This window comes from Pseudoalteromonas sp. BSi20311 (assembly GCF_000239875.1).
Lineage (GTDB): Bacteria > Pseudomonadota > Gammaproteobacteria > Enterobacterales > Alteromonadaceae > Pseudoalteromonas.
This window is the reverse complement of sequence record NZ_BADU01000063.1, coordinates 1-13181: the sequence shown is the minus strand read 5'-3', so window position 1 is coordinate 13181 and position 13181 is coordinate 1. Positions and strand designations below refer to the sequence as shown.

Below are 13181 nucleotides of genomic sequence, written 5' to 3'. Positions count from 1 at the left end.
GGGAGGCTAGGCTTTTGAAGCGTTATGTTTTTATTGCTTAATAAGCTTTTGCGCAATTTCGCCCAGAAGCTTTTGCTTTATATAAGCCCTTATCCGCACGAGAAAATATCTCGTTATGGCAGTCGCCGTTGTTAGTCAGTGTAAAGCCAATACTGGCAGTGACATCGTATTTAGACATAATCGGAGAGTTTCTTACCAAACGCATAATACGCTCAGACACCACTTTATTGGTAGTAAAAGCAGGGTCTTCAATTAGTATTGAAAACTCATCGCCACCAAAACGAAACACAGAATCAGTGCCTCTTATACTGCTAGATAGTACAGCTGCAAATTCTTTTAAAACGTCATCGCCAATTTTATGACCATAGTTGTCATTAACTTGTTTGAAGTTGTCTAAATCAAGTAGCATTAAACTAAATTGATGGCCGTTACGTCTATGATTTTCAAGCTTTTGTAGCAACATGTCATTAAATTGACTACGGTTGTTTAATCCGGTTAATGAGTCTTTAGTTGCCAGCTTTAATACACGGTTGTACATTATTGCATTACGCAGTGGATAAATTAATACACTGTGAAACTGTTGTAGTTTTTTTTCAATAGCCGCACTAAGCGGGTATTTGGTGTAATAAGTGAGAATGCCTAAATGCTCATTTTCCACGTTTAGATCAAATGAGTAGGCTGGGTTTTCAACATTACTATTGGGTGTTTTCACATCAATATGCGCAGTTTGAAAGTGTACTCCAGAAAAATTAAGCAGTTGTTTTGCAAAGTTTGCAAATGTGCCTAAAATATCTTCCAGTACTAAGCTAGTTTGTAGTTTAGTTGACAGCTCATGCAGGGCTGTTGGTGTATTGCTACTGTATTGCTCTGCTGAGAACGGCAAAAATTCACCGCGACCAGAGATACGTTGTGTCAAAATATGAACGTTTTCCACTATTTATTCCCCCTATAGTATTACTTTTGTAAATTAAGCAGATCGCGTGCCACATTTTAATTCTGGCTGAAACTTATGCGGTTGCTATAGTTAAGTCACACCCCATAGATTGTTATAAGGTTTGCGTTGCAAAGTATTAATACTCAGATTTTTGGACTTTTAGTCGCTGCGGTTTTATTTGTATGGCTATTTAAGCGCATAGGGCTTCCCCCTGTATTAGCTTATTTAGCGGTAGGTTTACTAGCTGGTGGCCATGGTGTTGGTTGGATGGCACAAAGCCATGAAATGGACTTTATTGCAGAGCTAGGTATTGTATTTTTGCTGTTTAGTTTAGGTTTGGAGTTTTCTGTATCGCGCTTAATGGCAATGCGTAACATTGTATTTGGTTTAGGGTCGTTGCAAGTATTTGTCAGTAGTATTTTGCTGATAGTGATCTTGTATTTATTAAATTTTAATTTATTAACCAGTTTTACTATTGGCATTATTATTATGCTCTCTTCTACCGCCGTAGTTGCTAAATTATTAAAAGAGAGCGGTGATTTAAATAAACGCAGAGGGCAATTGGCAATCGGCGTTTTATTATTTCAAGATATTGCCGTTGTGCCATTACTGATTATTTTGCCTTTGTTTGCCAGCAATGACTCAAATGGTATTGGTTGGGCTTTGTTATTTGCACTCACTAAAGGTGCGTTTGTATGTGTGTTGTTATGGGCTATTGGTAAATGGGTTTTACCTAAAGTCTTTAATGAAGTGGCATTAGCAAAAAGCGATGAACTGTTTGTATTAACCACTTTATTAGTTGCTTTATTTGCGGGTTTACTTACTTATTCATTTGGCTTATCAATGGCATTAGGGGCTTTTTTAGCGGGTATGATGCTTGGGGAGAGCCATTATCGCCATCAGTTAGAAGCGGATATTCGCCCGTTTCGTGATATTTTAATGGGGCTATTTTTTGTCACCGTAGGTATGCAGCTAGATATAAGCTTTGTATTTGATAATACAGGTATCATTATTGCAGCCTTAGTTGGTATTTTAATTTTAAAAATTGCCGTAGTTACCGTCTCGTCTTTGTTTATGGGTGAGCGAAAACAAGACGCGTTAGCGTGCGCTATTATGCTGTGGCAAATGGGTGAGTTTGGTTTTGTGTTAATAGCACTCGCAGCACAGCATGACTTACTAAATGTGGAGCAAGTCTCATTTTTAATTGCCATGGGCGTAATTTCTATGGCACTCACCCCGTATTTAATCGATAAGACTCCCTTTATTTTAAAGCGACTGGGAATGTTAGAGCGCGCTAAGTTTACCTATGAAGACGAGCCGCAAAGCAGTCCGCTTTATCATAACCATGTAGTTATATGTGGGTTTTCTCGGGTAGGGCAAACCATTGCTCGCTTTTTATCGCCAGAGGCTATTGATTATGTGGCCATTGAAAGCGATCCCATTTTAGTACAGGAAGGAAAAGCGGCGGGTGAGCCTTTATTGTTTGGTCACGTCGAACAAAAAGATATTTTAAAGTGTGCTGGGGTAGAGCGGGCACGCTTAGTGATTATTACTTTTACGGAATTTCAACAAACTCAAATAGTGATTGATGCCATTAAACAGGTTGCACCTAAGGTTAAAATACTCATAAGAACCCGTGATGATAGTCAGTTAGAGCGCTTAAAAGCGCTAGGGGTTACTGAGGTTGTGCCTGAGGCGCTTGAAGCAAGTTTAATGCTGGTCTCACATGTATTATCTATGTCAGGTGTGCCAATGAGTCGAATAATTCGCCGAGTTAGTAGCGAGAGGCGCAACCGCTATAAGTTATTGCAAAGCTTTTTTGCAGGCGAAAATATCGAAAGCGATACCAACTTGCCCGAACGCTTAGAGTATTTACATGTTATTGCTTTGCCGGATAAAGCATTTGCGGTAAATAAGGCTATTAGCGAGCTTAATTTAGGTAAAAGAAAAGTGCTAATTAAGGCATTGCGTCGTGAGGGGGAGGAAATGGATATGCCACAAGATCATACCATATTATACGCAAACGATATTTTAGTGCTACAAGGCAAACCTAGGCGAGTGGAGCATGTTGAACACTACTTACTCGATGGCATTGAGTGAGTTAGAGCCTGTTAACCTTTAAAGATTAACAGCCCCTAGTCTAGCTCTAAAAACTTTCTTATCTCAGGCAGTTGAGCCATTGCGTCGTCATAACCAATCTGAATTAAGTGTTGGGTGTAGCGTTTTTCAAACAATAAGTAACTGGTTAAACTCGACTGAGAACGCTTTTTTACCCCGATCATACGCAGTAACACTTTAATTGCCCAAGGCATATCATCATAGTACTGCGCTGCAATAGCATTAAAGTTTTGCGAAGGATTAATAATAAAGCTCTCTATTTGTTTTAACTCTTGATGTTTGTCCCTATTGGGTAATAGTCCTAGCGTACGATTTATTCTGTCTAAGCGTTCTAAATCAGACTGCATGGTATCGGTAAATACACTGTCGAGTAAGTGACCTGCTACAGCAGAAAGCCCGGGGAAATGCGCAGAGTAACCCGGAGGATGAGGTTCTTTAGGTTGTTCAACACCAATAATAAATATTTTATTGGCCCCTAAGTGAATAGAGGGGCTTAAAGGTGAAAGCTGATGTATTGAGCCATCGCCAAAGTAATGGTTATAAATATTCACACTAGGAAACACCATAGGAATAGCACTTGAGGCCATTAGGTGTTCAACATTGATACGCGTAGCGCGTCCTTCGCGTTTGGCTCGTTGCCAAGAATGCTGCGTATTTGACTGAAAAAAAGCAACAGAATCGCCTGTTGTATAGCTGGATGCCGTAATCGACAGCGCCTCTAAGTAATCACGATGTAAGTTACGTTCAATTCGATGTAAATCAAGAATATCGTTTAACAGTTTCCTAAGTGGCCGATTATTTAACAAACTCGCTGGTGGATGGTTTATATGCTCAGACTGAAAACTAGTTAAAATATTACGCGTAATATGGCCAAATACACTAAAGAAGTCACTTTTGTACACCATAGAGGTGGAAAAGTTTTTCCATACTGTTTCTAGTTTTCTAACTGCTAAATGCATACATGAAGCGTAACATGCTAACGCCGTAGAATTAATTGCGCCGGCAGAGGTTCCATTTATCACTCTAAAGGGCAGCGGAGCGGTTCTTGGCATACTTTGCGCTAATGCTTTTAATACGCCGACTTGATAAGCCGCTCGGGCACCACCACCTGTAAGTAATAAGGCAATTTTAGGTTTACTGGGATCGACTTGCTTAATTTTCATGTTACGTATTTAAACTGTTCACTGTCTTTACTTTATTTATGCACTGTAAGTCTTTAAGCTAGAAGAATCAAAGGATACATTAGCTACATTAATAAATAATTAGTGCAACTAATGAATTAAACCTGTTTAGAGTACTCTAAACAGCATCGCATTTTTATATTTATGGAGTTCGTATGTCAGATAAACCATCAGAATCAGATGTTCAAAAACGTCCGCCGAATAACAACCTTATCTTTGCAGGGGTTATTTTACTAATCATCATTATTGCCGCTGCGTTTGTTTTATTAAAACCAAGTGAATCTCCAAAAACAGTAATGCAGGTTGAAGAACCGGTAAAAGAGCAACCTATTATGGAGCTAAAGCCTGAAAACGACCCTGTGGTAGGTGCGCCTTCTGTTAAACCTGAAAAACCTGCCGAATTAGCCGTTCCAGCTCAGCGTCCAGAGGTTGAGCCCGAAGCCGAGATTGTGCCTTTACCAACGTTAAACGACAGCGACCCTGTAGTCATTGCAAAATTAGATGAATACTTGGGTGATGTAGCGATGAGCTTAGTGTTAAATGATGATGTTATTCGTCGTGGTGTGGTGTTTATCGATAACTTAGCAAAAGGTAAAGTGGCTAAAAAACACACCCCAGTTACAAAGTTAGAAGAAGGTTTTAGCGTAAACGAAGGCGATATTTTAACCATTGATCCTAATAGCTATGAACGCTATACCCCGTATGTAAAAATATTAACAAGTATGAGTGCAGCACAAACCGTGCGCTTATATGAAGAATATAAACCGCTAATCAATAGCGCATACACTGAAATAGGCTATGGTGATGATGAGTTTACTCAAACACTTGAAGATGCCATTGACCTGTTACTTGATACTCCTGAGCCAAAAGGCAGTTTACCTCTATTACGTGACTCAGTGACTTATCAGTATGCGTTTTCTGAATGGGAACAATTACCCGCAGCGCAAAAGCAACTTTTACGCATGGGCCCAGAGAACATGAAAAAAGTAAAAGCGGCACTACGTAATATTAAAGCTGAGTTAGAGAGCAATTAATAATCGCTTTAACACCTAAATAGACTGCGATTGTATATGAAGTATGCAATCGCACTTTCTTTTTTGATTATTCCTTGAATAACAGAGCAAAAGTAGAGATAATCTCAATCGCGCCAACCAAGGCCCTCAATGGTAGTCTTATTGGTCCTCTCGCAACACTAGCAGGCGAACCTGGTCAGGCCCGGAAGGGAGCAGCCACAGTTTGTGACGTGTGTGCCGAGATGTGGCTGGTAAGACTGCCACCCAAACTCCTCATTTGGGTGTATTAAAATTCCATTTATCTATTTTCTAATATTTTATTTTGTTATTCGTACGCTAATTCTAGCTTTTACGCACTTAGCTAATTTTTTGTCATTATAGACAATAGCTAACGGGTAAGTAATAATTAAAACTCGTGATTATACTATACACCGCAGGTGTTCAATAAAGCTATAAAGGGTCAATATGGCATCTCAGAGGAATAAATGGGCGCTGGCAATATTACTCGGGCTTATTGGAGGTTGCGCTAACCTTCTACCTCTGTATTTTTTTGATAGCTCTGAATTTTTATTTGGTCAGACGTTTGTAATACTTAGCCTAGTGTTTGCAGGGCTTCGTTATTCTCTTCTTAGTTTAGCGATTGTAACTGGTTTTTTATTTTATCGCTGGGGGCATAGCTGGACCAGTGTTGTTTATGTACTTGAGCTATTTTGGCTTTATGTCTTTTGTTTAAAGCGTTCTAAGCCAATACTTCCTTTAGGCGCCGTATTTTGGTTTTTAGTGGGCTTACCACTGGTGTGGGTTTTGGGTCACTTTGTTATAGGCCTGCCTTGGCTCACACTTGTTGTGGCTGCCTCAAAATACTTAATCAATGCTATGATAGCGTTGGCTTTGGTTGACTTGGTGAGTATATTTGTCCCCCATGCAAGCCGAGCTTATCAAGGGCAGCCTCTGGCCCGAATATTAAGCTATGTTGTAAGTATAATTATTGCTTTAGTGGTTTTGATCACCAGTGCCTTTTTGGTTAATCAGCATTATTCGCGCTTAGAATACGAAGTAAACACTCAACTTAAAGAAAAATCTCGTTCGATCAGTGCCCAGCTGAGTGATTATTTATTGTTTCATAAAAGTGCCATGGTAATAACCAGTGATGCAATAAGTGCTGGGGTATCAATACAACAGCAGTTAGAGCGGCTAATGGAATTATATCCTGGCTTTGTAACTAGTCTATATGCCAGCTCTGAAGGTTATGTCGAGAAAAGTATGCCGAGTGAATTACTCAGTGGTTTGAGTCAGAGTCAGCGTTATATTAATGATCGTCCTTATTTTGCTCAAGCTCAGCAGTTCCCGTTGGGCTACATCAGTGGTGTTTTTCAAGGCAGAGGATTAGGCGATCAACCCATTGTAGCGCTTTCCGCCCCGATTTATAAAAATGATGAGTTTTATGGGGTCGTTGAGGGATCACTTAAGCTAGATCAATTAGAGCGGTTTATACCAAATTTATTTGAATATAATGGGGATTTACTTGTTCTAGATGCAGATAAAAAAGTGGTATTTAGTTCGTTAAGCCAGTTTGCTGCGCTCAGTGATTTTAAGCAGCAGGAACTTAGTCTTCAAAGCCTCAGTGGCAATCAACTTTTTCGCTCAAATGATAACGAGATGTACCATACAAATCAGTATGTTGACGACAACACAGGTTGGCAGGTTATATCGTTATATAATCGTAAACATTTAACTATGGTGGTAGTGGCTGCATGGTTGCCTACTATGTTATTAGGATTATGCTCTATTGCACTAGTGGTTTTATTTATTCATAAATTTACCCATTTGTTGGTTAAACCCATCATAGAGCTCACTCATTTAATTAATAGCTTTAGTAAAACTAAAAAACACGTATTTAATACAGATTCTAGTTGGTATGAAGTGCTGCAACTACAGCAACAATTTGAAATGTTGGGCAATGCACTACAACACTCAATTAAAAGTTTGCAAACTTCTAATGTAAAAAATGAAGATCTCAATAAACAGCTTAGTCATTTTAATCAGCAATTAGAAGAGAAAGTCGCAGAGCAAACAACTGAATTAACACAAGCAGTTAAACTCGCCAATGAAGCAAATATTGCTAAGTCACAATTTTTAGCAAACATGAGTCACGAACTTCGAACACCTATGAATGGCATATTAGGTATGGGAGAGGTTTTGCTTCGAGATCAGTCCTTAAGTACCGAACAAAAGGAGTTGTTAATCACACAACAAAAAAGTGCAAAAAACTTGCTTAATATTCTTAACGATATTTTAGATTTTTCTAAAATTGAAGCAAATGCCATGGAGTTAAATATTAAGCCTACGCAGCTAACTCCATTTATCGAAAATATACGTTCTTTATTTTCCTCTATTGTTGCTGCCAAAGAGGTAGAATTTACGGTTATTCAATCTAAGAATTTGCCACTGTGCATTAGTGTTGATGAATTACGCTTAAATCAGGTGATCATTAATTTACTCTCTAATGCGTATAAATTTACGCAGCAAGGCTTTGTGAATTTGTCGTTTGATTATCACGATAATAAGCTTCAAGTTAGCGTTGAAGATAGTGGCATTGGTATTGCGAAGGCACAGCAATCACTGTTATTTAGCGAATTTACTCAAGCTGATGTGGGCGTTGCTCGTAAATATGGGGGAACAGGGCTCGGGTTGGCTATTTCTCAAAAGCTGATAAAAATGATGGGCGGTGAAATTCAGTTAAACAGCGAAGAGGGTAAAGGTAGTACGTTTGCGTTTAGTATTAGTGCACCAGAGTCAGCAGACGCTCCCTCAACCTTACCTAAAAAAGCAGCTTTGCAACCAAATCTGCTGGGTAAGCACATACTGTTGGTAGAAGATAATGCGATAAATCGGCAGGTTATTTCAAAAATGTTGGAGCCGACTAAAGCTGTGGTTGTTATGGCCGAGGATGGTATTAAGGCTCTTGATGTATTAAAAGAGCAATCGTTTGATTTGATTTTAATGGATTGCCAAATGCCTAACATGGATGGTTATGAATGCACACGTACGATTAGAGTTATGGAACTTAAAACAGGTTGGCGAGTGCCTATAGTAGCGATTACGGCTAATGCCTATGAAGAAGATAAACAGCGATGCTTAATAGCCGGTATGGATGACTTTATTGCCAAACCAATTAATAGTGATGATTTATACACTGTGATTGGTAATATACTCAGTTGATAATGGTTCAACAGGCAAAAGCTTACACCGTGCCAGAGAGTATTCGCTTGCCAAATGGTTAAATGTATCTAATTAGTTTTATGAGCAGAAAGATAATAGGACGGAGGATTAGCCTGAGTAAACTAATGGCAAGTCGATGCTACTCAGGCTAAGTAATTACATTGACTCTAATTTCATACCGCGTGTTTCTTTGATGTATTTGACCACAAAAAATACACTAATAAATGCCGATAAGGCATAAAAGCCATAAGCGCCAGCTAAACCAATACTGCCGAGCATAATCGGGAAGGTCATAGTAATAGCAAAGTTAGCTATCCATTGCGCGCTAGCTGCAACAGCAAGGGCCGCACCGCGAATACGGTTATTAAACATTTCGCCAAGTAGCACCCACACTATAGGGCCCCAACTTAAGCCAAAAAATACCACAAACAAATTAGCCATTATTAATGCAAAGGTACCCATATTTTCGCTAAGTGCTAATTTGCCCGCTTCATCAAGGCCTGCACTTCCAAAGGTGTAGGTAAGTGCACTTAAACTAATAAACATACCTATGCTACCTACCAATAGTAGTGGCTTACGGCCTACTTTATCGACTAAGGCAATAGCTATAAAGGTAGATAAAATATTGGTGGTGCCGGCAAGCACATTAATAAACAGTGATTGTGATTCGTCAAAACCAGCGGCTTGCCAAAGCTCTGAGCCGTAATAAAATACCACGTTAATACCAACAAATTGTTGGAAAACTGATAAAGCCACACCCACCCAAACAATAGGATGTACTTTTTTACTGCCATCAATAAATAAGTCGCGAATACTTGGTTTTTTATCACTTTGCAGAGACTGCTTCACGTCATTGATTTGCGTATCAGCATCGTCATTTGAGATTTTATTAAATACAGTTTTAGCGTGTTTAAGTTTACCTTGTGCGACTAGGTAACGCGGTGACTCAGGAATAAAAAGTACGCCAATTAAAAATAACCCTGCAGGAACAAGTTCAGCCCAAAACATCCAGCGCCATGCGGCTAAATCTAACATTAAAATACCTTCGGCACCGCCAGCGGCGTTAGCAATTAGGTAATTACTTAAAAAGGCTGCGAATAAACCAAGTACGATAGCGAGTTGTTGTAATGTCGCTAAACGACCACGTAAACTTGCTGGTGCTACTTCTGCAATATAAGCAGGTGCTAAAACAGAGGCTGCCCCTATGCCTAATCCGCCAAATAAGCGGTAAAAAATAAACTCAGCAGAACTATCGGCAACCCCAGAGCCAAAAGCGCTGACTGCAAATATAATGGCAGTGACAATCATAATAGCGCGACGGCCAAATTTGTCAGCTAATGGGCCAGCAGCTAAAGCCCCCAGCGCACAACCTAATAATACAGATGCAACATTAAAACCAGTTGCAACACTGCTTGAGTTAAATGTATTACCTAATGCCGATACGGTGCCGTTTATAACGCCCGAATCGAAACCAAATAAAAAGCCACCAATAGCGGCAATGGCCGATATAAAAATAACATATAAAAGCGAGCACTTAGTCTGTGCGCTATGCTCACCTTTAGTTGCATGCTGTGTCGTCATGTTGTTCAATCCTAATTTTTATTATGTGTAATGAAGTTAAAGTAGCACTAAATTTGCTGGCAACCTTAGCACAGAGTGATCACGCTAAAAAAGATATTTCAATAGTAATACGTATGCATAAAAATTTATTGGGTTGATAAAAATAACGAGATACTAGATACTGTTTTTATATACAGTGTGGGCGGTTTTATGAAAAAAGAGTTACCAGCGAAATATTATTTGGCACATTTTAGAGAGCTATTAACGTTTGTGAGCGAGAAATGCATGCATTTACTCGAGCAAAGGCATATTTCATTTATTAGTAAAATAAATACGCTCGACGAGCAGAGCCAGTGTATGTTGGCGCGCATTTATTCTCGTAAGCCTTATTTAGTTCAAACCCAATCATTAAACTACGAAGAAATTAGTTCGCCATACCAAGCACTTTTTAAATTAAAAGCGGCAAAGTTAATTGTAGAACCCTCTAATAAAGATCATAGGCAACTACTAAGTCACCTAACAAAACCGGCCTTAATAGAGCTGCTAGAAAAGCAAGAACAACCACCATTATTTAAAAAAAGCGCTGCTAAAAGTAACTTAGTTGAAATAGCTAGTTCATTCTTTGAATCTAAGCCAGAGTGTCTTGCACACTTATATAATCAGTACGTGATAAATAATAGAGAAGAGTATTACGAGTATTTTGAATTTTTATATATTGGCAGGCTCAGTGCAGGCGATATTAATCATCAAAATCGATTTGTACTAAGAGACTTAGGGGTAACCCCTGTTAGGCAAGGGCATAATGAAAGTTTGTCTCGCTTTGACTCAATTGAGGAAGCGCAATCTAACTATGTGTTAAACCGTTTTCGGTTAGCCGTTAAAAACGCGAAAGATGACAATGAAAATGAGACGTTAGCAAAACAGTTAATAAATGAAGTAGCAGTAGGGGTTGTAGCTCGAGAGCTAAAGAATAAGTTATTGATCATACTTTATAAGCAACTAAAAACAACTAACCCTGTATTAGCGTTTGATGTACTTAATGCCTGCGAGGATGATGCGCACGCCCTAGAAATTCAAATAAGAGAGCAATACCGTTTAGGCAATAAAGAATGGGTAAAGGCGCAACTTGAGAAAATTATAGAAAATCCGCTCACCGATGAGTTACTGTACTTTGCGGATGACTTTTTAATGCGTAAATTTAACAAGCAAACACGCTCACGGCTTAGTGAAATGTTAGCCAGTACACGCTGTATTATAGAAGTTGATGAGCTCTATCGTGGCGATGTTGAGTTAGGTGTAAGTGATCACTACACTCGTCAAGGTAAGCAGGTTTTTTATACTGAGAATACCTTGTGGCAAAGCTTATTTGCGCTGGTTTTTTGGCAGGAACTTTTTATTGAAACCCCAACCCCACCCTGCAATGAGTTTGATATTTACCCGCAAGCCTTAAAAACGGATACATTTTATTTAAATCAATCCTCGCAAGTAGAGGCGCGGCTGGCTGCGTGTAATAGTACCCAAAAATTGCTGCGTTTAGTGTGTAACCATTCAGCTAAGTATTATGAGCAATCAAATGGCTTATTTAGATGGCACAAAGATGTATTAAAGCCATTAGAGATGCTTATTTTAAACAGCCCGATAAATGCGCTATTAAGCCATTTAAAAAACATGGCAAAAAACTACCGACAATTAAAAGATGGTTACCCCGATTTAATGATTGTTGATAACAGCGCAGTTCATTTTGAGGAGGTAAAAGCGCCCGGAGACAAGCTTAAAAGAAACCAGCTAGTGAGCATCGATAATTTAAAAAACAGTGGTTTTAAAGTCAATATTGCCGCGGTGAAGTGGTATGTAGACCCTAACCGTATTTATAGTGTGGTAGATATTGAAACTACAGGAGGCCTCAAAGGCGGTAACCGCATTACCGAAATTGGTATTGTTAAAGTAAAGCAGGGCGAAATAGTTGATACATGGACCACATTGATAAACCCAGAGCGACCCATCCCTCGTTTTATTACCTCGCTTACAGGCATTAACGATGCCATGGTAAGCAATGCGCCCATATTTAGCGATATTGCAGCGCCGTTACTGAATCAATTATCAGGCAGTATTTTTGTGGCGCATAATGTTAATTTTGATTATGGCTTTATTAAAAAAAGAGCTTGAGAGGATAGGAATTAATTTTAAAATGCCGAAACTGTGTACAGTCGTTGAATCACGCAAAGCATTTAAGGGATTAAAGTCATACTCACTCGGTAATTTATCTGCACACTTTAATTTAGACTTAACTAATCATCACCGTGCATTAGACGATGCTAAAGCGGCCGCGCAGTTATTACTACTAGTTCAACAAACAGACAGCCAGTGATAAATTTGAGCCAGTTAAAAGTATTTTGCTTAAAGTGGTAAAGTGCCTTGTGTATAAATACAGGGTATTAAAAAATTAGGTTTATCTACTTTTAATAGGCGATTAAAACTGCGCTAATAAAATAATCGCTGTAAGCTTTGCAATCCCATGATAATGTTAAATTTATGCTAACAACTTTTAGGGCGGGTGTTTTAAAAGTGGTATATGTTTCTGGGCAAAAACAATAATAAATTAAGGATAATAATGAATCATTGACAATTGAGTGCCACTTTGCTGGTATTGATGGCTTTAATAACTGGCTGTAATTCGTCACCAATAAGTCTTTACAGCGATAATACCATGAAGAAAAAAGAATATAATGGTGTTAAGGCATACAAAAAAGGGGAGTTTGAAGAGGTTTTTAACTATTTAGAAGAGCCCGCTGCATTGTGCTATAAAAGTGCACAATACACCCTAGCGTTTATGTTTTTAAAAGGGCAATATTTAGAGCAATCAATTAAGCTTGGTATGGGGTGGTTGGGTGTTGCTGCAGAAGCAGGCGTTGAAAATTGGTCACAACAATATGATACTTTTTATACTGCTGCGACAACACACGAGAAGCAAGAAATAGATGCAATTGTTGCCGTTTATATTGAGCAGTTTGGTGTTAAAGCTCAAAACATGACCTGCCGTAGGTCAACATCACCGAGACGAACATTCGGCGAAATTAAAATTGATTGTAATAAACACGATGGTGTTGTCACCGTTCATGAAATACAAACAATAGAGTAAAGCTAGTTACTAAC

7 protein-coding genes, 1 other RNA gene and 1 pseudogene are annotated in these 13181 nt (G+C 38.8%); 6 read left to right on the top strand and 3 right to left on the bottom strand.

What is annotated here, in order from left to right; translation table 11 throughout:
• Nucleotides 1-37 precede the first annotated feature (37 nt).
• Nucleotides 38-934: a GGDEF domain-containing protein gene (locus tag P20311_RS06570; RefSeq protein WP_008110945.1), complete on the bottom strand. Its 897-nt coding sequence runs from the start codon at nucleotides 932-934 to the stop codon at nucleotides 38-40.
• Nucleotides 935-1060: 126 nt separating this feature from the next.
• On the opposite strand from P20311_RS06570, the gene P20311_RS06565 reads away from it, so the two are divergent.
• A complete protein-coding gene (locus P20311_RS06565) occupies nucleotides 1061-3034 on the top strand; it encodes a monovalent cation:proton antiporter-2 (CPA2) family protein (RefSeq protein ID WP_008110944.1) in 1974 nt (657 codons plus the stop codon).
• A 35-nt stretch (nucleotides 3035-3069) separates the two neighbouring features.
• Here the strand turns inward: P20311_RS06565 and P20311_RS06560 are convergent, their stop codons facing one another.
• Entirely contained in the window at nucleotides 3070-4215 is a 1146-nt protein-coding gene (locus tag P20311_RS06560; RefSeq protein ID WP_008110942.1) for a patatin-like phospholipase family protein, read from the bottom strand.
• 173 nt (nucleotides 4216-4388) lie between these two features.
• Here P20311_RS06560 and P20311_RS06555 point away from each other — a divergent pair, with 173 nt between their 5' ends.
• The 3 genes from P20311_RS06555 to P20311_RS06545 all read left to right on the top strand — a co-directional run bounded on the left by P20311_RS06555 (nucleotide 4389) and on the right by P20311_RS06545 (nucleotide 8468).
• Nucleotides 4389-5267, top strand: a complete 879-nt coding sequence (locus tag P20311_RS06555; protein ID WP_008110939.1) for a DUF3014 domain-containing protein — start codon at nucleotides 4389-4391, stop codon at nucleotides 5265-5267.
• A gap of 139 nt (nucleotides 5268-5406) precedes the next feature.
• Nucleotides 5407-5503, top strand: an RNA gene (ffs, locus tag P20311_RS18630) — signal recognition particle sRNA small type.
• A 208-nt stretch (nucleotides 5504-5711) separates the two neighbouring features.
• Entirely contained in the window at nucleotides 5712-8468 is a 2757-nt protein-coding gene (locus P20311_RS06545; RefSeq protein WP_008110938.1) for a response regulator, read from the top strand.
• A gap of 156 nt (nucleotides 8469-8624) precedes the next feature.
• On the opposite strand, the gene P20311_RS06540 is transcribed toward P20311_RS06545, so the two are convergent.
• The gene (locus tag P20311_RS06540) at nucleotides 8625-10049 is read right to left on the bottom strand and encodes a sugar porter family MFS transporter (protein WP_008110937.1); all 1425 of its coding nucleotides are present in this window, start codon (nucleotides 10047-10049) and stop codon (nucleotides 8625-8627) included.
• A 189-nt stretch (nucleotides 10050-10238) separates the two neighbouring features.
• On the opposite strand from P20311_RS06540, the pseudogene P20311_RS06535 reads away from it, so the two are divergent.
• Both P20311_RS06535 and P20311_RS06530 read left to right on the top strand, forming a co-directional pair.
• Nucleotides 10239-12396 (top strand): annotated as a pseudogene (locus tag P20311_RS06535) (exonuclease domain-containing protein).
• 282 nt (nucleotides 12397-12678) lie between these two features.
• Complete coding sequence (locus P20311_RS06530) at nucleotides 12679-13167, top strand: sel1 repeat family protein (protein WP_050949643.1); 489 nt, start codon at nucleotides 12679-12681, stop codon at nucleotides 13165-13167.
• Nucleotides 13168-13181: the final 14 nt, after the last annotated feature.

Coding starts and splice junctions, on each gene's coding strand:
- P20311_RS06560 (WP_008110942.1), bottom strand. CDS start 4,215: ATGAAAATTAAGCAAGTCGATCCCAGTAAACCTAAAATTGCCTTATTA.
- P20311_RS06555 (WP_008110939.1), top strand. CDS start 4,389: ATGTCAGATAAACCATCAGAATCAGATGTTCAAAAACGTCCGCCGAAT.
- P20311_RS06545 (WP_008110938.1), top strand. CDS start 5,712: ATGGCATCTCAGAGGAATAAATGGGCGCTGGCAATATTACTCGGGCTT.
- P20311_RS06540 (WP_008110937.1), bottom strand. CDS start 10,049: ATGACGACACAGCATGCAACTAAAGGTGAGCATAGCGCACAGACTAAG.
- P20311_RS06530 (WP_050949643.1), top strand. CDS start 12,679: ATGGCTTTAATAACTGGCTGTAATTCGTCACCAATAAGTCTTTACAGC.